The organism is Kitasatospora sp. NPDC051164 (genome assembly GCF_044455625.1).
In the GTDB taxonomy this organism is placed as follows: Bacteria; Actinomycetota; Actinomycetes; order Streptomycetales; family Streptomycetaceae; genus Kitasatospora.
The window spans coordinates 98,273-121,978 of sequence record NZ_JBITFB010000001.1; the positions used below are offsets into that span (position 1 = coordinate 98,273).

At 75.3% G+C, this 23,706-nt stretch carries 15 protein-coding genes; 4 read left to right on the top strand and 11 right to left on the bottom strand.

The features are described 5' to 3' along the window. Positions 1–23: 23 nt before the first annotated feature. The 4 genes from ACIBEC_RS00435 to ACIBEC_RS00450 all read right to left on the bottom strand — a co-directional run bounded on the left by ACIBEC_RS00435 (position 24) and on the right by ACIBEC_RS00450 (position 6,946). Positions 24–1,088: a GNAT family N-acetyltransferase gene (locus ACIBEC_RS00435; RefSeq protein ID WP_360489843.1), complete on the bottom strand. Its 1,065-nt coding sequence runs from the start codon at positions 1,086–1,088 to the stop codon at positions 24–26. Between the two features lie 982 nt (positions 1,089–2,070). Beyond that, complete coding sequence (locus ACIBEC_RS00440; protein ID WP_360489845.1) at positions 2,071–2,211, bottom strand: hypothetical protein; 141 nt, start codon at positions 2,209–2,211, stop codon at positions 2,071–2,073. A 549-nt stretch (positions 2,212–2,760) separates the two neighbouring features. Beyond that, positions 2,761–5,838 (bottom strand): hypothetical protein, encoded by a 3,078-nt coding sequence (locus ACIBEC_RS00445; protein WP_360489847.1) that lies wholly within the window; start codon positions 5,836–5,838, stop codon positions 2,761–2,763. Between the two features lie 151 nt (positions 5,839–5,989). Next, on the bottom strand, positions 5,990–6,946 hold the full coding sequence (locus ACIBEC_RS00450; RefSeq protein ID WP_360489849.1) for an alkaline phosphatase family protein: 957 nt from the start codon (positions 6,944–6,946) through the stop codon (positions 5,990–5,992). Positions 6,947–7,100: 154 nt separating this feature from the next. Between ACIBEC_RS00450 and ACIBEC_RS00455 the strand changes: the two genes are divergently transcribed. Genes ACIBEC_RS00455 through ACIBEC_RS00470 form a run of 4 tightly spaced genes read left to right on the top strand, consistent with a single transcriptional unit; the run spans position 7,101 to position 14,564 of the window. Next, positions 7,101–10,031, top strand: a complete 2,931-nt coding sequence (locus tag ACIBEC_RS00455) for a hypothetical protein (protein WP_360489851.1) — start codon at positions 7,101–7,103, stop codon at positions 10,029–10,031. Next, positions 10,028–11,263 (top strand): aminoglycoside phosphotransferase family protein, encoded by a 1,236-nt coding sequence (locus ACIBEC_RS00460; RefSeq protein WP_360489853.1) that lies wholly within the window; start codon positions 10,028–10,030, stop codon positions 11,261–11,263. Before ACIBEC_RS00455 ends, ACIBEC_RS00460 begins: the two co-directional genes overlap by 4 nt. Continuing rightward, positions 11,242–13,197: a glycosyltransferase gene (locus ACIBEC_RS00465; protein WP_360489855.1), complete on the top strand. Its 1,956-nt coding sequence runs from the start codon at positions 11,242–11,244 to the stop codon at positions 13,195–13,197. Before ACIBEC_RS00460 ends, ACIBEC_RS00465 begins: the two co-directional genes overlap by 22 nt. Continuing rightward, positions 13,194–14,564, top strand: a complete 1,371-nt coding sequence (locus ACIBEC_RS00470; RefSeq protein ID WP_360489857.1) for a glycoside hydrolase family 16 protein — start codon at positions 13,194–13,196, stop codon at positions 14,562–14,564. Before ACIBEC_RS00465 ends, ACIBEC_RS00470 begins: the two co-directional genes overlap by 4 nt. An 83-nt stretch (positions 14,565–14,647) precedes the next feature. Here ACIBEC_RS00470 and ACIBEC_RS00475 read toward each other — a convergent pair whose 3' ends face one another. The 7 genes from ACIBEC_RS00475 to ACIBEC_RS00505 all read right to left on the bottom strand — a co-directional run bounded on the left by ACIBEC_RS00475 (position 14,648) and on the right by ACIBEC_RS00505 (position 23,613). After that, on the bottom strand, positions 14,648–15,460 hold the full coding sequence (locus tag ACIBEC_RS00475; protein ID WP_360489859.1) for a polysaccharide deacetylase family protein: 813 nt from the start codon (positions 15,458–15,460) through the stop codon (positions 14,648–14,650). Then, a complete protein-coding gene (locus ACIBEC_RS00480) occupies positions 15,457–16,431 on the bottom strand; it encodes a glycosyltransferase family 2 protein (RefSeq protein ID WP_360489861.1) in 975 nt (324 codons plus the stop codon). The genes ACIBEC_RS00475 and ACIBEC_RS00480 overlap by 4 nt, the downstream gene beginning before the upstream one ends. Next, complete coding sequence (locus ACIBEC_RS00485; RefSeq protein WP_360489863.1) at positions 16,428–17,930, bottom strand: hypothetical protein; 1,503 nt, start codon at positions 17,928–17,930, stop codon at positions 16,428–16,430. Before ACIBEC_RS00485 ends, ACIBEC_RS00480 begins: the two co-directional genes overlap by 4 nt. 7 nt (positions 17,931–17,937) lie before the next feature. Next, the gene (locus ACIBEC_RS00490) at positions 17,938–19,257 is read right to left on the bottom strand and encodes a glycosyltransferase (protein WP_360489867.1); all 1,320 of its coding nucleotides are present in this window, start codon (positions 19,255–19,257) and stop codon (positions 17,938–17,940) included. Further along, entirely contained in the window at positions 19,254–20,129 is an 876-nt protein-coding gene (locus tag ACIBEC_RS00495; RefSeq protein WP_360489869.1) for a glycosyltransferase family 2 protein, read from the bottom strand. The genes ACIBEC_RS00490 and ACIBEC_RS00495 overlap by 4 nt, the downstream gene beginning before the upstream one ends. A 435-nt stretch (positions 20,130–20,564) precedes the next feature. Next, on the bottom strand, positions 20,565–22,679 hold the full coding sequence (locus ACIBEC_RS00500; protein WP_360489871.1) for an EAL domain-containing protein: 2,115 nt from the start codon (positions 22,677–22,679) through the stop codon (positions 20,565–20,567). Between the two features lie 127 nt (positions 22,680–22,806). Further along, entirely contained in the window at positions 22,807–23,613 is an 807-nt protein-coding gene (locus ACIBEC_RS00505; protein WP_360489873.1) for an SAM-dependent methyltransferase, read from the bottom strand. Positions 23,614–23,706 lie beyond the last annotated feature (93 nt).

Genomic DNA, 23,706 nt, shown 5'->3' on the forward strand with positions numbered 1-23,706 from the left:
CCGGCCGGCAGCGGTTCCGGCCGTCAGGCGTCGCGGAACCCGATGGCCCGTTTCACCACGCCGCGCAGTCGGCGGTCCGCTGCCGTCAGCGGCAGGCGCTCGCGGTAGTAGGCCGGGGAGGACACCGGCCGTGCGCCGAAGCTCTGCTTGAACGCGGCCAGCGAGGAGTCGGGCCGGGCGTCGCCCATGTCGTAGACGAGGCTCCCGGCCGCGCACGCGTCCTCGACGGCGAGCCGGTGCAGGAGGTGGTTGGCGTGGACCGGATGCGCCAGGCGCCGGTCCATCGCCCCACGCCAGTACTTGGTGTGGGTGCCGTGCCGCAGCACCACGATCGCGGCGGCCGGCTCCCCGCCGCAGCTGGCCAGCCAGATCGCGCAGGAGGCGCCGAAGCGCTCCGCGACCGCTTCCAGGAGGCGCGGCGGTTCCTCCCGCCGATGGCGCCAGCGGGCCAGGGCCAGCGGCTCGTGCTGCTGTTCGGCCCAGCGGGCGACCGACTCCTGGTGGAGACGCCGGAACTGCGGCACCAACCGCCCGCCCCGGCCCACCTCGACCTGTACCTCCGCGCGTTCGGCCTGTCGCACGCCCCGGCGCACCTGCGGGCGGAAGCTGTGGGCCCATACCTCCTCGAAGCCGCCCTCCAGGTCGAGGAGGTAGGTGGTGCGGTCGAAGGCCGCGAAGGCGTCCGGAACGGTCGCGTTCCAGACCGCGGCGGACCGGGGGTCGAACCGTACGGCGACCCGCAGTGCGGGGCGGTCCGCGAGATCCTCGAAGACGAGCCGGGCCTCCTGCGGGTCGGGTGGTCCGTCCGGCACGACGGCGCCGCCGACACCCCACCCGGGCCAGGACTCCTCCGCCAGCATGCGGGTGGCCCAGCCGCGGCGACGAACCAGCGGGACGAGGACCTGCCGCCCGCCGTCGAACCGGTACAGCCGACTCGCGTCCGCCAACGGCCGGGCGTCGCAGAGGCAGTCGAGCCAGGTCGGTGTCTGCGTCACCAGCGCTCCGTCATCGCGCTCGATCAGTTCCCACCACAGCTCGCGCGGTGCCGGACTGGTCACCTCGACACCGGCGGGAGGCGTCCTGGGCATGGCACGGTCGCTCCTCTCCGGTGAGTCCGCCAGCCCCCGCTTTCCAGGCTAGGTGCGCCCGCGGACCCCCGCCCGGCCGCGGCACTCCCCACGCCCCACGCACTCCCCCGCCGCAGCGCACTCCCCCGCCGCGGCCGGGCGCCGACCGGGTGGCGGGTCATAAAATGGGCGGGCTGGCCCATACCGGCTCCGGGCCGCGTCCGAGGCCGGGAGGCCGAGGACGGGAGCTGCTGGTGGTGAGCAACGGAGCCCGCGCGTCGGCCGCCGTCGTCCGATCGCTGCGATCGCGGGGCAGGGCGGTCCTCACCTCCGCCGGGCGCTACGACCCGTTACTGCGCAACGCCCATCTGCTCACCCTCAGTTCGCTGTTGACCTCACTCTTCGGCGCCCTGTACTGGGCACTCGGCGCCCACTGGTACAGCCCCGCCACCGTGGGCCGCAACTACGCCGCGGTCTCCGCGATGATGTTCCTCGGCGGGGTGGGGCAGCTGAACCTCGCCAACGCCATGGTCCGTTTCGTGCCCTCCGCCGGGCCGCGCACCGGGCGGCTGGTGGGGCTGGCCTATCTCGCGGCCTCGCTGGTCACCCTGGTCTTCGCCGCCGGGCTGGTGCTGCTGATCCCGGTGCTCTCACCCGGGCTCGGGTTCCTGCGCACCTGGGGGCTGGGCCTCTGCTTCGTCGTGGCGACCGCCGGCTACGCGATCTTCAACCTCCAGGACGGCGTCCTCACCGGCCTTCGGCGAGCGGACTGGGTGGCCCTGGAGAACGGGCTCTTCTCGATCGAGAAGATCGGGCTGCTGGTCGTGTTCGCCGCCGTCGGTGCGCAGAACGGGATCCTCCTCTCCTGGATGGTCGGCATCGCGCTCGCGCTCGTCGTGACGAGCGCCTTCATCTTCGGCCGCGCCCTGCCCCGGCACGAACGGGCCGCGCCCACGGCCGGCGCGGACACCTCGAGGCCGACCCTCGGCTACATCTCCGCGGACTACGTGGGTGCGATGTGCTGGCTGGCGGCGGTCAACCTGCCCCCCGTGATCGTGCTCAACCGCCTCGGCGCCGCCGACAGCGCGTACTTCTCACTGGCCTGGATGGTGCCGTTCGCGCTGTACTGCTTCAGCTCCAACATGGGCTACTCGCTGGTCGTGGAGTCCGCCCGGGACATCACCCGGCTCGACGACTACCGGCGGGTGCTCCGGCACTCCGGCCGGGTGCTCGTGGCGGCGGTCGTGCTGCTGATCGCCGTCTCGCCGTGGGTGCTGCGCCTGTTCGGCGCCGGGTACGCCCGCCACGGCACGGTCGTCCTGTGGCTGCTCGCCCTCTCCGCGCTGCCGAACCTGCTCAACACCACGGTCGTCGCGCTGTCGCGGGCCCGGCGCCGGATGGGCGTCGTGGTCGGCGTGCTCGCCGGGCTCTCGCTCGTGGTGCTGGCGCTGACCGAATTGCTGCTGCCGGTGCTCGGCATCACCGGCGCCGGCGCGGCCTGGCTGATCGGCCAGACCCTCGTGGCGGCCGTACTGCTCTGGCGCCGCTCCTGGTGGCTGCCCGCCCCGCCGCGCGGGCGTCGCGACCCGGCCCCCGGAGGGCCCCACCCCGTGGAAAGCCCCGCACCTCAGGACGGCCCCGCACCTCACGAGGGCCCCATGCCCCAGCGACCGGCGTCCCAGCGGCCGGCTCCTCAGCGGCTCCCGCCTCCGCGGCCGGCCCGCAGGACGGTGCGCCGGATGCCGAGGCAGGCGAGCGGCAGGGCGATCAGGAGGGCGGCCCAGAAGGCGCTGTGGCCCCACAGGTCCGCGATGCCGCCGTACAGCGGCTCGGCCATGGGGATGCGCAGCGCCTCCAGCGGGCCGAGCGGCGGGGGCACGGCGCCGAGCAGCAGCGTGCCGAGCAGCCAGAGCGCGAAGAGCCGACGGGCGGCCGCGGGCCGGGCCAGCGTGGCGGAGGCCGACAGGGCGGCCAGCAGGACGGTGAACCCGGCCTGGTACGCGGCCCCGACCCGGCCGGTGCCCCAGGACTCCGGCGTGGGGTGGTGCCCGGTGGCGGCCAGTCGAACCTCGACGGTCGCCCAGAGCAGGACGACCAGGACGAAGGTGCTGCCGAGCGCGAACCGGGCGCGTTCGCGGACGCCGGCGCCGGCCGGCCCCCAGTGCCCCTCGGCGGATCCGGGCCCGCCCGTACCGGCCCGGGTGGTTCCGCCGGCGGGCCTGGAGCGGCGGGCGAGGCGCCGCCACTGTTCGGCGGTCCGCTCCCGGGCGGTCCGGGCCGTCCGCATCAGCCGGGCGGCGCGCTCGGCCAGCACCAGGGCCACGACGATGCCGACGGTGGCCACCACCCCGGACCAGCTGCCCATGCCGCCCTCGAACGTGACCACCCGGTCGGCCACGGTCGGCGGCGGTTTGAGCACCGTCATCGGCGGCCCCAGCCGCAGGTAGCCGATCGCCCCTGCCCCGGCCGCGGCCAGCGCCAGCGTCCCCCGGCCGACCCGGGCGGGGAACGCGACCAGGATGACGGCGGCGGCCAGGGCCGCACCCAGCTGCGGGGTCACCCACCGGGCCGCCTGGTCACCGGCGGTGCGCAGCCGGTCGCCGAGGAGGCCGTTCGGCAGGATCTTCAGCTGGTTCCCGGCATCCACGCTGATCCGCGCGAGCGACCCGGCCCAGAGCAGCAGCGCGAGGGCGACGAGCAGCAGCAGGGCCGCGGCCGTCTGGCGTGGCAGCGCGGTCCGCGCGTTCGCCCACCAGATACGGGCCCGGGGTGCCAGCCAGGCCCGGAGCCGCCCGGCCAACGGTGCAGCGCCGCCCGTCTGCCCCGCCGGGCCGCCCTGCCCGGCGGTGGCGCGCCTGGCCCGCAGCGCCTCGGCGGCGACCAGGGTCGCGCAGCCGGCGACCGTCCCGGGGTCGGCCCGCACCGCGCGGCGGCGCAGCGCGGACCAGCGGCGGCGCACCCCGGCCGCCGGCTCCTGGCGTGCGGCGGCGGACACGGCGGCCCAGCCGGCCAGCGTCATGTCTGCCACGACCGCCGCGACCACGGCCATCATGGCCGACACCCGCCAGGACAGCGGCAGCCGGTGCAGCGCCGCGGGCAGCGGGGAGAGCCGGCCCAGCAGCCGGGGGTGCTCCTCGTGCTGGACGGTCAGCCAGACGGCCAGCCGGTACGCCTCGGCCCGCTCGTCGGCGCTCAGCCCGTCCCCGGTGCGGCGGCCGCCGCCGAGTTCCCGGGCGGCCCGGTCCGTCTCGAGCACGACCTCCGGAACGCGGGCGAGCGCGAGGAGCCGCCCGCAGTGCTCGCCCTGACACTCCGGGTGGTCGCAGTCGTAGCGGGCGGCGATGGCCGGCACGGAGGCGGCGAGCAGCTCGTCGACGAAGGCGACGGCGTCCGGCCCGGCGGCGACCCGGGTGAGGCCGGCCGAGTCGATCGGGCGCTCGCGGTAGACCGGGGTGGCGGAGGGCGCGAAGGCGGCGCCGAAGGCGAGGACGGCGAGGGCGGCCGCGCCGGTCCGCCGGGCGCCCCGGGCGCTGTCGACCGCGCGGAGGTAGTGCAGGTCGAAGAGGGTGTCCCGGACCTCGTCGCGCAACCAGACCAGCAGCTGCTGCGCACCGCCGTCGACCAGCCACTCGGCCGCCTCGCCGGAGCGGTTCAGCATGCTCCAGGCCAGCACGGACGGGGCGTGGTACGGGTCGCCGAGGAAGGTGACCGGCCGGTGGACGTAGCCGCCCGCGGCGCCCCCGGCGGGCGCCTGGGGACGCACCACGGCCGGGTTGCCGCCCGCCAGCCAGCCGGTGACCTGCTGGGCCCGCCAGCGGTGGGCGGGGTTCCTGGTCAACAGGCCCTGGAGCAGCAGCAGTCGGCGCGGATCGGCGACGGCGGAGAGGTTGACCCCCTCGCCGAAGACCAGGTCGTACTGCAGCACCTCGTCGCTTACCAGGTAGCCGTCCGCGTCCAGGTAGTGCGGCCGGCCGGTGAACAGCTCGTACAGCACGTTGCCCAGGCCCCACCACGGCCCGGCCGGGTGGTTGGCGCCGGCCAGCTGTTCGGGGGCCATGTAGGCGATGGTCACCTGCATCTCGGACGAGAAGCTGCGGCTGGCGGTGAGCCGGGCGACGCCGCCGAAGTCCGCGATCACGAACTCCCCGGGGCCGGCGCCGGGCCGCACCAGGATGTTGGAGGGCTTGAAATCCACCGGGTTGCGTTCGATCCGCCGCTGCCAGAAGTCGAGCATGGCGACGAGTTCGCGGACGATGTCCTCGGTTTCGCGCGGGTCGGCGTGCCGGCGCTGCTCGCTCAGGGCGGCGATGCGGTCGGCGAGGGTGACCGGGAGGTACTCCATCGCCACCCAGTCGCAGCCCGTCCCGGCGTGCTCGACCCGGCCGTAGTCGATGATCTGCGGCGCGTGCCGCCGGTAGGCCTCGTCGCGCAGGTGCTCCAGCAGTTCGGTGTCCATGGCCTGGCCGGCCCGAGTGACCTTCACCGCGGCGTCCCCGCCGCCGTCCAGCCTCCGGACGTGCCAGACGGTGCCCTCGGAGCCCGAGCCGGCGACCTTGTACGGCTCGTACCGGTCCAGCAGCGCCGCGGGGAAGGCACCGCCGAAGTGGCCGCCGCGTGCGGGCGCGGGGCGGCGGGTGACGGTCCCAGGGACGGCGTCGCGCGGCGTCGGGACCGCGGTCGGCGCGTCCGGGCCGGCCCGGAACCGCTTGAGCCGCGAAGGCGGGCCGGGTGTCGGGGTGTCCTCACGGCGGCCCCAGGGCCGCCGGTCCACCCGTGTGCGTGGTCCCGCTTCCGTCGGCGCGCCGTCGGCCATCCTGTCGTTCCCCCTCCAGCCGGCCCAACCTTGACTCGTCATCATGTCGCAGGCGCACGGGGATGGTTGCCGAGTTCGGCCGCTTTCGCCCGGCCCCGTGGCCAAGCCGTTATCCGCCCCGCGACCAGATGTCCCCGATCGGGGCGGCGGCCGCGGCGGCACCGGTGGGCGGCAGGCCGTAGGCGTCCTCCAGGGTGCGCAGCAGCCGGTAGTGGTCGATCCGCTCGTCGTAGCTCCCGGGCCTGACCTGCGCGCCGACGACGACGGTCGGGATCCGGTTGCCCTGGTTGTTGTCGTCCTCGTCCCACGTGACCACCAGCAGGCTGTTGTGGGTGCGGGCCCAGTCGGCGTAGCCGGCCAGGTTGTCCCGCAGCCAGGTGTCGCCCTGCTGGACGGAGCCGTCGTGCATGTCGTGGGTGAGGTCCGGCACGACGAACGACAGGGTGGGCAGCGCGGCGTAGTCGTGCGGGAAGGCGTTGAACGGCAGGTTGACCTCGGACGGCAGGGCGTCGAAATCCACCCACGGATTGTGCCTGCGGGCGTACCCACCGCTGTCGCAGCCGGTGTAGCCGGCGCTCGGCAGGCCTTCGGAGTACCCGGCGAAGGTGAGGCCCGCGGTGAGCAGCGCGGAGCCGAGGTTGGCCGCGGAGAAGGTCTTCGGGCAGGAGTCGTCGGTGACGCCCTGCACCGAACCGGAGAAGAGGGCCAGGTAGTTGGGCTGGCTCGGGTGCGTCACGGCGAACGAGCCGGTGAAGCTCGCGCCCTGCCCGGCGAGCTGGTTGATGAACGGCGCCTCGGCCGTCCTTCCGATGACGTCGGAGTACGACCGGTTCTCCTCGACCACCACCACGACGTGGTCGGGGCGCGGCACTGCGGCCGCACCGGGCGCGGACGTCGTGGAGGGCGCGGACGTCGCGGAGGGCGCGGAGGGCGCGGACGTGGAGGGCGCAGGGCCGCCCGGGGCCGCGCACCCCGTCACCAGCAGGACGAAGACGGCCACCGCCGCTCCGGCCGCCCCGCCCGTACGGCGGCGGCGCCCGGGGCTCCGGCTGCCCACAGTGGTCACACCATCCAGCCTGGCCGCCCGGAGCGGGAGCGGCAACGTCTCCGGATGACCCAGGGGGCAGCCGGGGCGCCGGATGCTTAGAGTGGGAAGGAATAGCGACTGCACGGCCCCGGGGGTGCTGTCTCCTCCCTCGGGAGCTCACGGGAGTCCACGAATGAACGATGCGCAGACCGCGGCGGGCGACGGAGCGCGAGCACCGGTGGACCTGCACCTCACGGTGCCGGAACTGACCGACCGCCTGCTCGGGTGCGCCGCGGATGGACAGTGGCCGGACGCCTTCCTGGTGAGCGCCGGACTGGTCCAGGTGGTCGAGGACGTGCTGGAGGGCACCGCGTGGCGGCCCCGTCGGCTGGTGGAGCACCTGGCGAAAAGCGGCCGGCCCGGCGCGGTCGGGGCGGCCCGGGGCGGGCTGCGGGCGGCGACCGGGCTGTGGCTGGCCGCCCCGCCGGCACGCGGCCTGCGTGCCTGGTGCGACGGAATGGCCGCACTGCGCGACCGCCTCGCCCTGCGGGCGCTCCACCCGGGCCCAGCGGCTGGGGACCCGCACGCCGAACTGGCCGCCGCGGTGGCCGGGCTGGCCCGGCTGCCCGGGGCCCGTCGGCTGCTCGCCGGGGCGGTGCAGCGCCCGCCCGCCTGCTTCCGCAGCTTCGACCAGCACCCGCAGGACTGCGCCGCACTGGCCCGGCTGGTCACCGCCCGCCACCCGGACCGGAACCGCCCGGTGCTGGTCCTGGGCGTGCGCACCTCGGGCAGCTACCTCGCACCCCTGCTCGCGGCGGAACTGCGACGGCTCGGCCACCGGTCGGTGACGGTCGGCACCACCCGTCCGGGCTCGGCGCTGGTGCCGGGGCGGACGGCGCTGGTGCGCGACCTCCGGCGCAGGGCGGGCCTGGTCCTGCTCGTCGACGACCCGCCGGTGACCGGCGGCTCCCTGGCGGGCCTCGCCGCGTCGGCGGTCCACTGCGGCTTCGAGGCCGCGGCGGCCGTCCCGGTCCTCGCGACCTTCGACGACGCCGGCGAACTGCCGCCGGCCCTGCGCGGTCTGCCGTGCGTGACGCTGCCGGGCCGTGACTGGCACGTCCGGACGCTGCTCGCCCCCGAGGCCCTGGGCCCGCTGCTGGCCCGGCTGCTGCCGCCCGGGCGGCGGCTGCTGGACCTGACGGTCGGCGCCCCGGGGCCCCTCTCCCGCCACGGCCACCTGTCGGTGCCGTGCTCGGCCCGCGTGGCCGAGCCGGACGGCGGCGTCCGGAGCCTGCCGCTGCTCGCCGAGTGGACCGGCGTCGGCTACTTCGGGGCGTACGCGCCCGCGGTGGCCGGAGCGCTCGCCGGGCTGGTCCCGGAACCGCTCGGCTTCGCCGGCGGCGTGCTGGTCCGCCCCCGACCGGAGAACGGACCAGCGGACGGACCAGCGGACAGACCGGCGGACGGTCGGAGCGTCCCGTCCGCGGAGGTCGCCCGGTACGTGGCCGCCCGGCAGCGGGTGCTGGCCGTACCCGCCGACCGGAGCCTGCGGCTGGCCGGGCGCGACCCGGTCTGGGAAGCCTCCGCCCGCCAGCTCGCGCCCGTCTTCGGACGGCTGCACACCGTGCTGCGCCCGGTCCTGCTGGACCCGCTGACCCGCACCCTGCTGGCCTCCGGGCGCCCCTGCGTGACCGACGGCCTCACCGCGCGCCATCGCTGGATGCCCGACGGCGCCGGCGGCTGGTGGAAGACCGCCTACGCCGACGGGGCCTTCGGCCACCTCAACCTCGCCAGCTACGACGCCGCCTACGACCTCGCCGCCTGTGACCTATCCGACGCAACCGGTCCGGACGACGCGCAGGCCCGGTCGGCGCCGGACGACGACGACACCGAACTGCTCACCGAGTACCGCCGGCTCACCGGGGAGGAGGTGTCCGCCGCCCGGTGGTGCCTGCTGCGGCTGGTCCAGGCCCGGCACTCCGCCGTCCAGGACGGTCGGCCGCCCTCCGAACGGACCCGGGCCGATGCCCGGCGGGCCCAGGCCCGCGCGGTGCAGCGGTTCCTCGCCGGCCTCTACCTCGCGGATCTGGACGCCGAGCCCCGGGGTCCGTACTGCGTCCTCGACCTGGACGGTGTCCTGGAGTCCGACGTCCTCGGCTTCCCCGCGTCCGCCCCCGCGGGCATGCTGGCGCTCCGCGCGCTGCGCGCCCACGGCTACCGCACGGTGATCGCCACCGGCCGCTCCGCCCCCGAGGTCGAGGACCGCTGCGCCGCCTACCGGCTGCCCGGCGGGGTCGCCGAGTACGGGGCGGTCCTGGTCGACGCGGCGGCCGGCACCACCGAGGTCCTGCTCGACGACGGGCGCCGCCGGATCGGTGACGGGGGGCTGCGCGGCCGGCTGGGCACCCTGGACCCGCCCGCCGTCACCGACCCGCTCGCCCGCTGGTGCGTGCGCGCCTCCGTCCGCGCGCCGGAGAACGGCCGACGACACGCACTGGCTCCGGAGGTCGTCGCCGCCCTCCTCGGCGAGGCGCCGTTCGGCGAGCTCTTCGAAACCGTGCCGGGCCAGGCCCAGACCGACTTCGTCCCGCGCGGCGCCGGGAAGCTGGCCGGAACGCGCGCCCTGCTGGCCCGGCTCGGGGACGGCGGCCCGCCCGCGCTGGCGATCGGGGACGGCGTCGCCGACGTGGGCCTGCTCGGCTGGGCCCGACGCGGCACCGCTCCGGCCAACGCGGAGTCGGCGGTCCGGGCCTCGGGTGTTCCGGTGGCCCGGCACGCCTACCAGGCCGGGCTCGCCGACGCGGTGGGCGGTCTGCTCGGGCACCGGCCGGGCGGCTGCCGGCTCTGCCGGGCGCCGCGCCCGCCCGCCGACGCCCGCGCACTGCTCGCCCTCCTGGCCGTACCGGAGGCCGGCCGGGCCGGGGCGCCGCTGCGCCTCGCCCGCCTCGCCGTCCGAGCCGCCCAAGCCGCCCAAGCCGCCCGCAGCGCACCGGCCGCGCGGGCATCACAGGCCGCACAGACCTCAGAGACCTCAGACACCGCCCGTAGCGTCCGCACCGTCCGTACCGTCCGGGCCGCGCACAGCGCTGCGGCCGCGCCGACCCGCCGGGGCCCGACCAGATGAGCCGCGCGGTGCAGCGGCTGGACCGCGCCCCCGGGCCGCACAGGTCGCGGGTCCGGTCCCTGCTGGCCGCCGCCCGCCGGTACGACCCGCTGCCGCCCTCCCCCCGGGCCCTGCTGCCGCTGCGCCGCCCCCGGCCGGTATACCGCGTCGCCGACGGGTGGAAAGCCCGCCGGATCGCCCGCCGGCTGCGTCTGGACGACGGCTGCACGCTGCGGCCCGGGGCCCCCGGACTGGCCGACGTCCTGGTGCTCTCCCTCGACCCGCCGGGCGACACCACGGGCAACACGCCGGGCGGCACCACGGGCAGCATGCCGGGCGGCACCACCCGCGACACCCCCGGCCGGGCCCGGCTGGCGGTCAAGCACGCCCGGAACAGCCACGCGGTCGCCTCGCTCGACCACGAGTGGCGGGTGCTGGAGACGCTGGCCGCCGACGACCGGCTCGGCGCCTGGCGCGCCCTCGTCCCGGTCCCGCTCCGCCGGGAACTGACCGGACCCCTGCCGCTGATCACCGAGAGCTGGCTGCCCGGGACCACCGCCGACCGACTGCTGCGGGAGGACCCCGGCCTGGACGGCGAGGTCGCCGAGCGCGCGCTCACGGCCATCGCCGGACTGCACCGGGCCACCGGACGAACCGAGACCGCCACCGAGCGGCTGGCGGCCTGGGTGGACGATCCGCTGGACGTGCTTGGCACCGGCATCCCCTGGTGCCGGACCGGAACCGGGTCCGCCGGACTGGCCGGCGTCCGCGCCCGGCTGCGTGCCGGCCTGGCCGGCACCGAGACCACCGTCGCCTGGACGCACGCCGACTTCCACGCGGGCAACGTCCTGCTCGACGAGCGGGGCGGCCGGGTCACCGGTGTGATCGACTGGGGCGGGGCCCGGCCGGACGGCCCCTGCGCCATCGACGCCTACACCTTCGTGCTCGCGCTGATCTGCCGCCGCGAGGGCCGCCAACTCGGAAGCACCGTCCGCGAGGTGGTGCGCCGCGGGGCGCTGCCCGGCCCGGACCTCGCCCTGATCGCCGGCACCCGCGCCGACCTGGTGGACCTGCGCCGGGGCGGCCCGGCCGGATCGCCGGACGGCGCCGTGCTGCCGCTGCTGACCTGGCTGTGGCACATCGTCTCGAACGTCACCAAGTCCCCCCGCTACGCACGCAGCCACTGGTGGGTGGCCCGCAACGTGACCCCGCTCCTGAAGGAGGCCGCCACATGGCCGGCGACCCGGCCGTGACGCCGCTGTCGGCGCCGAGGCCGCGCCCGCCCACCGGGTCGGCGGGAAGCCGCCCCCGGTGGTACGCCCGCCTGCCCACCCTGGCGCCCCGCGTACTGCTGCCGGTCTCCCTGGTCATCTGGCTGGTGTCACTGCGCAACGTCGACCTGGCCCGGATGGGCGACCTCGGCCTGCTGCAGGTGCTGCCCGTCCTCTACTGGGTCGCGGCGGGCCTGCTGACCGCGGGCTTCGTGCTCGCCCTGCGGGACCGCAGCCTCGGGTCCTGGTGGCTCGTCTCCTACGTCCTGGGCCTGATCGCGGTCATCCACGCCACGCCCACCCTGCTCTACGCCAACCTGCGGTACCCCTGGGCCTGGAAGCACGTCGCGGTGATCGACGCGATGCTCCGCCACGGCGGCCCCGTGCCGCACGCCGGCCTGCTGGACCCGTACAACCAGTGGCCCGGGTTCTTCATCGTCAACGGCCTGCTGCTGCGGGCCACCGGCCTGCACTCGGCGCTCGGGTACGCGAGCTGGGGCCCACCGCTGTTCAACGCGCTGCTGCTGGCCCCGCTGCTGCTGCTCTACCGGGCGATCAGCTCCGACCGAACGCTGGTCTGGGGGGCGGTCTGGGTCTACTTCTCCTGTTCCTGGGTCGGCCAGGACTACTTCTCCCCGCAGGCGTTCGCGCTGGTGCTGTACCTCGCGGTGATCGCCTCGGTGGTCCACCGGCTGCCCGACCGGCCCGTCCCCCGCACGCCCGGCCCGGGCCCGCCCGGCGGGTCGCACCGGTCCGCGGCGCCCGGGGCGGCGGACCGCGGCGTCCAGGCCGGCGGATGGGGGCCGGTCCGGCTGCCGATGGTCCTGGTGCTGGAGGCCGCGATCATCTGCTCGCACCAGCTCACCCCGCTGATGCTGATCAGCTCGCTGGCCGCGCTGGCGGTGCCGCGCCGCAACCGGCGGGTGGTCCTGCCGCCGCTGCTGGCCGCGGTGGCGATGACGGTGGTGTGGGACGCCACGGTGGCCCGCCCGTACCTGTCGGCCAACCTCGGCCAGTTCGTCCGGGCGCTCACCACCCCGGACTCCAACGTCACCTCCGGGTTCGCCAACCTCGGGGTGGTCTCGCCGGACCAGCTGATGGTCGGCTGGATCGACCGGGGGCTGTCGGCGGCGGTGGTCCTGCTGGCGGTGATCTGCTTCGTCCGCCGCCCCTGGGTCCGGCGTACCCCGCTGCCGTACCTCGCGCTGGCCCCGCTGCCGCTGTTGGCGGCCAACAGCTACGGCGGCGAGATGCTCTTCCGCGCCTACCTGTTCGCGCTGCCCGCCTGCGCGTTCCTGCTCGCCGCGCTCGTGCTGCGGCCCACGCCGCGGCCGCGGCTGCGGTCGGCCTGTTCGCTGGTCCTGTTGCTGGCCCTGCTGGGCGGCCTGTTCTTCGGCTACGACAGCAAGGAGCGGATGAACTGGTTCACCGACCGTGAGGTCGCCGCGACGAAGCAGTTGTTCGCGGCCGCGCCGCCGTACTCGGTGGTGGTGTCCGTGACCGGGGCCGTGCCGGGGATCTACGACCACTACGAGGACCACCCCGAGGTGCGGCTGGTCGAGACGACGGGGCAGACCAGGGAGCTGTTGACGGAGGATCCGCTGGGCGGACTGGAGGCCGCGGTCAGCTTCACCCATCCGGGTGTGCCCGCGTACGTGGTCCTGAGCCGGGCCCAGGCCGCCGAGTGCTCGCTGACCGGCCTGCTGCCCGCCGACACGGTGGACCGGCTGACCGAGGTGCTCGCCCGGACCCCCGGCTTCGAGCTCGTCTACGGCAACGCCGACGCCACGGTCTACCGCTTCGTCCCCAACCCGCTGCCCACCCAGGCCCCCGGCCTCGGCCGGCCCCCCGCCCAGTCGCCCGTCCAGCCCCCCGGGCAGCCCTCCGTCCACGTCCAGCCAGGAGGCGGCCCATGAACGGCAGCCCGTCCGTGAACGACGCCCGGATCGGCTGGGCGCTGGCCCTCTCCGGGTGGGTGGCCCTCGCCGTCTTCACGCTGGCCGACGCCAACCCCGTGCGGGTGGCGGTGAGCAGTGCGTTCCTGCTCTGCTGCCCCGGGCTGGCGGCGGTGCGCTCGGCCCGACCGCGGCTGGCTGCGAGCGGCGTGCCGATGGGGAGGCTGGAGGCCTGGATGCTGACGGTGGCGCTGAGCCTGGCCATCGACACGGTGATCACCATGGCCTTCTACCTGACCGGCGGGTTCATCAGCGGCTGGGCGCTGGCCGCGACGGCCGGCGCCACCACGCTGTTGGCTCTGCCGCTGTGCCTGCCGCGCGGCGGTCGGCCCCTGGGGCGCGGCGCGCGGGCCCGGAAGCGGAGCACGCCGGACGCCACGGACCCGACCCCCACGGACCCGACCCCCACGGACCCGGCCTCGAAAGACCCGACCACGAATGGCCGGAGCACGAAGCACCGGCGCAGGCGGCGGGGGGCGGGCGGGGCCGCCGTGGCGGGTCTGCTCCTGGTCGCGGCGTGCACCGGCGGCACCACCACGGCGCCGCCGACCACGGACAGCGGCGGCGGCGGATCGGCCGGCCCCGACGCTGGGCCGGCGGCCCCGGTGGCGCCCGGCTCCTGGCGCCTGGTCTTCAACGACGCCTTCGACGGCGACCGGCTCGACCCCGCCAACTGGACCACCTGCTACGACTGGAACCAGGACGGCTGCACCAACGCCGGCAACCACGAGCTGGAGTGGTACCGCCCGCAGCAGGTGACGGTGGGCGGCGGCAGCCTGGCGCTGACCGCGAAAAGGTCGACCACCACGGGCAGCGACGGCAAGAGCTACCCGTGGACCTCGGGCATGGTCTCCACCGGCCGGGACTCCTGGAACGGGCAGCCGCGGCACACCTTCACCCACGGGTACTTCGCCGCCGCGGTGCGCATCCCGCCCGAGGCCGGCATGTTCCCGGCGTTCTGGCTCCTCCCCGCCTCCCGCACCACCCCGCCGGAGCTCGACGTCGCGGAGTTCATCTCCACCACCCAGTACGTCCAGATGACCCTGCACCACGCCGGGCCGAACGGCGAGGACCTGGACCAGTGGGAACGGTACGGCCCGGAGGACTTCGCGGCCGGCTACCACGTGTTCGCGCTCGACTGGGAGAGCAACTCGCTCACCTGGTACGTCGACGGCGTCCAGCGCTACCAGGTGACGGATCCCGACAAGGTCCCGGATGTCCCGATGGAGCTGCTGCTCAACCTGGCCGTCGGGTACCCGAGTTCACCGCCGCAGGAGGTCACCTCGGCGCGGATGACGGTGGACTGGGTCCAGGTCTGGCAGCACTGATCCGGCAGCGCCGAATCCGACACCATCGAGCCCGGCAGCGCTGAATCCGGCAGGACCGAGCCGCTGTCGCGGACCACGCGCGTTCAGGCCGACGGCGGCCCGCCCACCGGACGGCCGAACGCGGCCCGGCCACGGCGGAACGCCCGCCACCCCCTGGTCCGCAGCCGCTCCGGGTACGGCGCCACCGGGGCGCCACCGCCGTCCACCCAGCCCTGGAAGACCTCGACCGAGGTGTCCGCGCGGACCATCAGCCGGGAGATCCGCAACGGCTCGTCCCCCTCCGAGCTGAAGGCGTTGCCGACCGCGCAGGCGGACGTCCAGCCGGCCTTCTGGACCTTGCGGCGCACCGGGACGCTCGAATAGCCGTGGGGGTAGGCGAACGCGGTGACCTGGTGGCCCACCGCGTTCTCCAGCTCCCACTTGCAGCCCCTGACCTCCTCCCAGACCTGCCGGCCGCGCTGCGTGTCCAGCTGGGGGTGGGTGCGGGTGTGGCCGCCGATCTCGACGCCGAGGGCGTCGAGGGTGGCGACCTGGCGCCAGGTCAGCATCGGGGCCGGCGGCAGCAGGCTGCCCTGACCCGGGTGTCCGGGGATGTGCACGGCCCCCGTGGTGACGAACAGGGTGGCCGACAGGTCCCGTTCGCTCAGCATCGGGGCGACCGTCCAGTAGAAGTCGGCGAACCCGTCGTCGAAGGTGAGCACCGCGCAGCGCTCCGGAAGCGGGGGTCCGCCGCGCAGCGCCGAGACCAGCCGGCGCAGCGGGATGACGGTGCGTCCCCCGGCCAGCAGCCGGTCGAGCTGCTCGGCGAAGACCCGGGGGGTCACCGTGTAGCGGGAGATCCAGTCGGGCGGGTCGTCGGAGACGGAGTGGTAGAGCAGTACCGGCACGGGGGTCATGGCGCGCCCCCCGCGACCGCCGGGCTCACCTCTCCGTCCGGGCGGGCCCAGGACCGGGCGGACCACGCGGCGGTGAGCCGTCCGACGCCGTATCCGAGCACGGTGAACGCCACGCCCCCGGCCAGGGCGAGGAGTTCGCGCGAATCGGCGGCGGTCCGCAAGCAGCGGGCCAGGGCGGCCGGGACGGTCGAGGCCAGGTAGCGGCGTTCGCTCGCGAGCGCCGCCCGGGCGCCGCTGTGCCGGGCCACGACGGCCTTGGAGCGGCCCTCGGCGTAGCAGCGGGCACGGTAGTAGGCCCAGGTGGCCCGGCCCGCCGGGACGTGGTGGCGGACGGCGGCGGCGGGCTCGTAGAGCAGGAGGGCCCGGGGGTGCCGTTCGGCCAGACGCAGGCACAGTTCGGTCTCCTCGCAGCCGAGCGGGCGGGTGCCGACGCGTCCGAGGTCCGTGCGGAAGCCGCCGGCGGCGAGGAGCTCGGCGCGGCGGAAGGACATGTTGGCGCCGATGAAGTTCCGCACGGTGGTCCGGCGCTCGGGCAGGCCGCGGTAGGAGCAGCCGACCACCCAGTCGAACTCGGCCGGGAACCAGGACGGACGGCCGTCGTCCCAGCGCGGCACGACGAGGCCGCCGACCCCGTACACGTCCGGGTCCCGGTAGGGGGCGAGCAGGTGGGTGGTCCAGTCCGGCTCCGCGGCGGCGTCGTCGTCGAGGAAGGCGACGACCTCGCACCCGGCGGCGGCGACGCCGGTGTTGCGGGCGCCGGAGAGGCCGTTGCGGTGGCGGTTGGACAGCACGTGGACACCGGGGAACGCCGCCCTGGCCCGGCGGGCGAGCTCCGGGCAGTGGTCGCAGACCAGCAGGATCTCGTCGGGGGGCCGGTGCTGGGCGTGCAGCGAGCCGATCGCGGCGCGCAGGTCGTCCCAGCGGTCGAGGGTGTAGGCGCAGACGATGACGGACAGTCCCGGGGTGTTCACGGCCGTCTCCGTTCGGGGGTCGGAAGCCAGCGCGGCAGGGTGCACAGCAGCGGGACGGCGAGCACGGTGGCCGCGATCAGCCAGGCCAGGCCGACGCCGACGAGGCCGAACCGCGGCAGCAGCCAGGCCGTCAGGCCGAGGACCAGAGCGCAGTAGGCCCCTTGCAGGCCGATGATCAAGCCCAGTCGCTGCCGGGCCCGGGCCGTGTCGACGGCGACGCTGACCAGCAGGTTCGGCAGGGCGGACAGGGCCAGCAGACGCAGCACGGCGGTGCCGTGGTCGTCGTACTCGTCGCCGAACCAGGACAGCAGCCACGGCGCGGCCACGACGGTGACGAGCACGCCGGCCGCGATCAGGGCGCCGGCGTGCCGCAGCACCCGGCGTCCGTGCTCGGCGAGCCGCCCGGGGGCCCGCGCGGCCTCGACGATCAGTGAGCTGCCCATGTTGAGGGCCACGAGGTAGAAGGTGTACGCGATCACCCAGGGGAGCGAGTAGTAGGCGATCTGCTCCGGCCCGAGGGTGTTCAGCACGTACAGCGGCACGACGGTGGCGGCGGCCAGCCGCAGCAGGGCACCGACGTAGTCCGCGGTCGCGTAGCGGGCGAGCCGGGGCGCGGCCGGGCCGTCCGGGCCGTCCGGGCCGTCTGAGCCGCCTGAGCCGCCTGGGCTGGCTGAGCCGGCTGAGCCGTCCCGGCCGGTGACCCCGGGGAGCAGTCGGCGGAACAGCAGCAGGTTGGCGACGGCGAGGGCGACCAGCAGGGCCCCGGCCCAGGCGAGCACGATCCCCACGTGCAGCGCCCAGCCCGCGAGAGCGGCCAGCAGCACGATCTTGACGGCCGCGAACAGCGCGTTCTCGCCGAGGACCCAGCCGGGCCGGCGGAGGCCGGTCAGCGCGCCGTCCTGGAGGACGAAGAGCGTGTAGCCCGCGGTCATGGCGACGAAGGCGACGGCGGGCGCCGGGCTGCGCAGGAAGCCGAGGCCCGGGGCGATCACGGGCACCAGCCCGATGAAGACGCCGCCGACCACGATGTCGGCGGCCGTGGCGACCAGGTAGCAGCGGATCAGCAGGCCGCGGGTACGCCGGCCGGCGGCGGGCAGGAAGCGGACCAGGACGTCGGCGAGGTTGAGCTGGCCCACTTCGGAGAGCAGCGTCGCCGCCGAGAGCACGGCGTAGCCGAGGCCGACGTACTGCGCGCCGTACCAGCGGGTGGCGAGCATCCAGAAGACCGCGCCGAGGCCGGCGGTGACGATCGAACTGGCGGTCAGCACATGGCCGTTGCGCAGCAGCGGCTCACCGGCGGTGGCCGCCCGCAGCCGGGCCCGCAGCAGGGTGGCGTACGAGCACTCGCAGGGCAGCGGCAGCGGACAGGAGCAGGGCCGGCTGCCCCGGTCGGGCGCCGTGGCGTACGTAAGGGTGGGCGCCGCGGTGGACGTCACGGTGGGCGCCGCGGTGGGCGCCGCGGACGTCGCTGACGTGGTGGGCTTGGTGGGCGCGGACACGGCGGGCTCACCCCGTCACCCGTGCGCCGGCCCGGGCGCGGCGGACGCTGCGCGCGTACCCGACCGGACCGTACAGCAGCCCCTGGAGCTCCAGTCGTGCCAGGCGCCAGGTCGGGCAGCGGCCCGCCGCACCACCGGGGTCCGGCCGGGTGCGGGCGCGGTGGGCCGCGTAGCGGAGGCCGCCGGGCAGGCGGCGCAGCAGGGCGGGCAGCATGGCGGGTTCGTGGTGCAGGGCCGCCGTGAGGTAGGCGCCGAAGCCGGCTCCGTAGCCGAAGGCCTGGGCGGGCACCGCGTCCATGGTGCGCCGGTGGCGGTGCCAGACGATGGCGTCGGGCGCGTAGGCGAGGGCCTGGCCGGCCACCAGGATGCGGAAGAAGGCGAGCAGGTCGTCGCCGCCGCGGGCCGGGGTGCCGGTGCCGGTGGCGGGGTCGAAGCCACCGAGGGCGCGCAGGCGCGCGGTGCGGAAGGCCATGTTGGCCCCGGAGCCGAAGCGGCCGGCGGCGAACGGGAAGAGCGGGTCGGTGTGCCGGTCGGCGAGGGTCCAGGTGCGGGCGGCGAATCCCTTGGCGAAGCAGCCCTGGTGCTCCAGCGCGACCTGGGCGGGGGTCTCGAGCTCGGCGGGCAGGATCAGGCCGGTGACGCAGCCGATCCGCTCGTCCTCGGCGAAGGTCTGGGCGAGCGCCTCGATCCAGCCGGGGTCGGCGAGGGTGTCGTCGTCGGTGAAGGCGGTGATCTCGCCGGTGGCGGCGGCGAGCCCGGTGTTGTGGGCCCGGGCCAGGCCCGCCACCGGCTCGCGCAGGTAGCGGACCCGGCCCCGGTACCGGTCACGGATCAGCCGTTCGGCGGCGTCGTCGGCGGGGGCGTTGTCCACGACGATGACCTCGAAGTGCGGATAGCCGTTCCGCAGCAGGGAGTCGAGGCAGAGTCGCAGCAGACCCACCCGGTTGTGGGTGGCGACGACCACGCTGACCGTGACCGGGCCCGCAGGCACCCGGGCGCGCCCGACCCGACCGGGGCGCGCCGCGGGTGTCGCGGTGGACAGAGCGGGAACACGCAGTTCCCGGTGGGCGGCGTCGACCAGCGCCCGGCGCAGCGCGGCGCTCTCGCCCGCTGCTCCGGTGGCCGTGACCAAGCCGAGCGGGTGTCCGTGCAGCCGCACCAACGCCAGCACGCGGCCGGCCGGGTCGCCGGCCCCGAGACCGCCGGGCGAGCGCAACTCGCCGGGCTCGTCCAGGTCCAGTTCGACGACGCGGACGGGGGTGCGGAGCGAGTCGCGGGCGGCGGGGCGCGGGCAGGCTGCTGCGGTGCGCCGGTCGGTGCCACTCATCGGTTCTCCCCTGCGGGGACGGCCGCCGAGGGCCGGGCGCCGGGACGCTCGGCAATCAGGGTCCTCAGCACCCGGCGGCCGTCGGAGACGGCGTGCAGGTGGGATCGGCCGCTGCGGCGGGGGAGCTCCAGGCTCGGCACTTCGGCGATCCGCAGCCCGGAGCGCAACGCGTGCGCGACCATCTCGGCCTCGATCTCGAAGCCGGTGGAGCGCAGGTCGAGCGCGTCCAGGAAGGAACGGCGGAAGGCGCAGTAGCCGTAGCACAGGTCGGTGAGGCGCGCGTCGTAGACGCGGTTGACGACGGCGAGCAGGGCCCGGTTGCCGAGCGAGCGGATCCTGGTGAGGTCCAGCGAACCGCCGCCGGCGATGCAGCGCGAGCCCTTGACGAAGTCGAAGCCGTGGTCGAGGAAGTGCAGGTAGTGGGGGATCTCGCCGGGCCACATGGAGCCGTCGGCGTCCATCATGACGATGTACTCGCCGGCGGCTGCGGCGAACCCGGTACGCAGCGCGTTGCCCTTGCCGGGGCCGCTCTGCTGGACGCTGCGGACGGTCGGCAGGCAGTGCCGGGCCATCGGGACGGTCGCGTCGTCGGACGCGCCGTCGACCAGGATGACCTCGTCGACGCAGCGTGGGATCTGCTCGAAGACCCAGGCGATGTTGCGGGCCTCGTTCTGGGCGGGGACGACCAGGCTGACCGTGTGGGTGGTGGCGACGCCGTCACCGGCCCGGCGCATCGGGCGGTGCACGGTGACGCGGTCCTCGGCGCGGCGGCGCGGGTGGCGGTCCCCGTTGAGGTCGGGGGCCCGTCCGGCATAGGGGTACCGGAGGACGTCGGGGTACGGGACGGCATCGGGGGGCAGGGTGGGGCTCATCGTGAGCGGCCTCTCGGGGGGAGGCGGGGGCAGGCGCCGGGCACGGCGCGGCCCTTGCGGTGTGACGAACGGGCGGCGGGCGCGGACGGATACGCGCGGGCCGAGCCCGGAGGGAAGCCCGTCGAGGGGCTGCCGAAACGTTGAGGGCGCTGTGGCGGCCGTGTGGGGGGTGCGCACCGCCGGGCCCTCCCGGCGCCTCGGGCGCCGGTCGTACGAACTGGCTGATGGACTACCGCACCTACGGGTGCGGGCTATGCCAGGACCTCATCGTCTGTCGGTACGGACAGTCACGTCAAGGGGTCTTTGTCCGGTTTTTACCGTAACTTCCCATGACGTGCGGTAACGCTTTGTCACCATCCTTCTCCGCACCCGCAGCGCCCTACCTCGCAGCCCCTCACCTCGCAGCGCCCTACCTCGCAGCGCCTCCGGCGGAGCTCACCCCTCGACGGGACGGCCCTGCGGCTCCTCCGCGATCCGGCGGGCGATCTCGGCCGGCCGCACCGGGCGCCCGAAGTGCCAGCCCTGCGCCCAGTCGCAGCCGATGGTCCGCAGCCGCTCGGCGTCCCTGCGAGTCTCCACGCCCTCGGCGGTGACGGTCAGCCCGAGCGCGTGGGCCATCGACACCAGACCGCTGACGATCCGCCACCCGGTGGACTCGTCCTTGTCGGGTTCGTGCAGGTCGCCCACGAAGGACCCGGCGATCTTCAGCCCGGAGACCGGCAGGTCGCGCAGGTACGCGAGGTTGGACCAGCCGGTGCCGAAGTCGTCCACGGCCAGCGACACCCCGAGGTCGACCAGCCCGTGCAGGGTGCGCAGCGCCTCGTCCTCGGGCCCGACCACCGTCGACTCGGTGATCTCCAGCTGGAGCCGGGCCGGGTCCAGACCGGTGTCGTCGAGGATCCGGGCGAGGTCGGAGACCAGCGCGGAGCTGCGCGCCTGACGCACGGCCAGGTTGACGTTCAGTTGCGGCGCGGCGTCACCGAAGCGCTTGATCCAGTCCGCCGCCTGCCCGCACGCCTGCTCCAGCACCCAGCGGCCGAGCGGCATGATCAGCCCGGTCTCCTCGGCCGTGGTCACGAACTCGTCCGGGCCGAGGACGCCGAGTTGCGGGTGACGCCAGCGCACCAGCGCCTCCGCGGCGGCCAGTCGGCCGTCCTCGAGCCGATAGAGCGGCTGGTAGTCGACGAAGAACTCGCCCCGGTCGAGGGCGGCGGGCATCCGCACCGACACCGCGTAGCGGCTGACCGCGCGGGCGTTCTCCTTGGGGTCGAACAGCGTCCAGCGGCCGCGGCCGGCCTCCTTGGCCCGGTAGAGCGTCAGGTCGGCAGCCCGGACCGCGGCGCCCGGGGTGGTCGTGGACACCCGCCGCTCCAGCACGCCCACGCTCGCGCCCACGGCCAGCTTGTGATCGCCGATCAACACCGGCCCGGCCAGGGCCTTGAGCACCGTCTTCGCGGCGGCCACCGCCTCCTGCTCGCCCCGGCAGTTCTCCAGCAGCACCACGAACTCGTCCCCGCCGAGCCGGGCCACCAGGTGGCCGAGCGGGGTGAGGGCCGCCTTCAACCGGGCGGCGACGGCGGACAGCAGCTGGTCGCCCATGTCGTGGCCGAGGCTGTCGTTGACCACCTTGAAGCCGTCGAGGTCGACGTAGCAGAGGCCGAAGCGGGCGCCCGGCTCCGGGTCCTCGAACAGCTTCTCCAGCCGCTCGAAGAAGGCCGCACGGTTGGGCAGGCCGGTCAGCGGGTCGTGGGTCGCCTGGTGGCGCAGCCGCTCCTGCAGCCGGTAGCGGTCGGTGACGTCCTCGAGCATCGCGACCTGGTACTGCGGGCGGCCGTCGTCGTCGCGGATCAGCGAGACCGTCAGGTGCGTCCAGACCACCTCGCCGTCCTGCCGGTAGTACGGCTTGTCGAACTGGAAGTAGTCCCGCTTGCCGCCGATCAGCTCCTCGTACGCCTCCCAGACCCCCGGGGTGTCCTCCGGGTGCACGAGATCGCCGACCCGGCGGCCGGTCATGTCCTCCGGGCTCGCGCCGAACAGCTCCTGCAGGGCCTTGTTGACGGCCAGGATGTTGCCGTCCGTGTCGCCGATCCCGATGCCGATGGCCGCGCTCTCGAACAGCGCCCGGAACCGGGCCTCGGAAGCGCGCAGCGCCCGCTCGGCCTCCCTGCGGGCGGTGTCGGCGGCGGTGCGGATCGCTTCCTGCTCACGCAGCGTGCGCTCACGCAGCGCGGCGGCCCAGCCGGCCGCGAAGGAGCCGGTCAGGGCGGGGCCGCGGGCGTCGGCGAGCGGCTGCGCCTGGAGCAGCTCGACGGCCCGGGCCAGCAGCACCGGGTCGGTGAAGTGCGCGTCGACCAGCTCGGCGCCGGCCTGCGCGGCCAGGCGCGGCTCGAACGGCGCGTCCTCCTGAGCGCGGTGCAGCAGCGCGGCGGTGCGCGCGACCAGCCGGCTGAGCAGGTCGGGGTGGACGGCGATGCCGTGGTCGGCCGAGAGCAGCCGGGCCCAGTCCTCGTGGAACCGCTCGGCGCTGCCGCGAACCGGAGTGGTGTTCATCGGCGCACCCCGGGGCCGCGGCCGGCGCCGGACAGCACGACGCTCCCGGCGGCGCTGGGCAGCACGACGCTCCCGGCGGCCGCCGCGCCGGGCGGGCGGCCGTCGGTGCCTCGTGCGCCGCATCCGATCAAGGGCGGAACCCCACGCCCGCCACCCCGGTCATCCGCTCGGGGTGCTCGCCGACCGTGTCGGGCTGGTCCGGGCGCCACTGCGGCAGGTAGACCACGCCCGGCTCGACCAGCTCGAAGCCGGCGAACATCGCGGTGATCTGCTCGTGGTTGCGCATGGTCAGCGGGGTCGGCGTCATCTTGTAGAGCTTCTGGTGGTCCTCCGCCTGGTCCGGGCGGCCCTCCAGGGAGGCGTGCGAGAGCACCAGCGCGCTGCCGGGCGGGAGGGCGTCGCGGATCACCCCGATCAGCTTCCACGGGTCCTCGTCGTCGCTGACGAAGTGGGCGACGGCCACCAGCAGCACGGCCACCGGCTCGCCCTCCGCCAGCAGCGCGGTCACCTCGGGGCGGCCCATCAGGTCGTCGACGTCGCGCAGGTCGGCCTGGACGACGAGGCTTGCCGGGTCGTCCTCCATCAGCAGGCGGCTGTGCGCGACGGCGACCGGGTCGCGGTCCACGTAGACGACCTTCGCCTCGGGGCGGATCGCGCGGGCGATCTCGTGCACCGCGCCGAAGGTCGGGATGCCGGAGCCGATGTCCAGGAATCGGGTGACGCCCCGCTCGGCGAGGAAGGTCACGGCGCGGCGCAGGAAGGCGCGGTTGGAGCGCATGATCTGCGGCAGCTCCGGCCACAGGGCCATCGCCTTGCGGGCCATCTCCCGGTCGACCTCGAAGTTGTGCGAGCCCCCGAGGTAGTAGTCGTAGACCCGCGCGGCATTCGGTTTGTCCAGGTCCGTGCCCTCCGGTACCCAGCTCGGTCGCCGCATGCCTGTGACTCCTTCACTCCGGTTATGGGGCGGCAGTGCCGCACGGACACCGCTGTGACAGATGAGACTACAAGCACAGAAGATCCTCCTCCG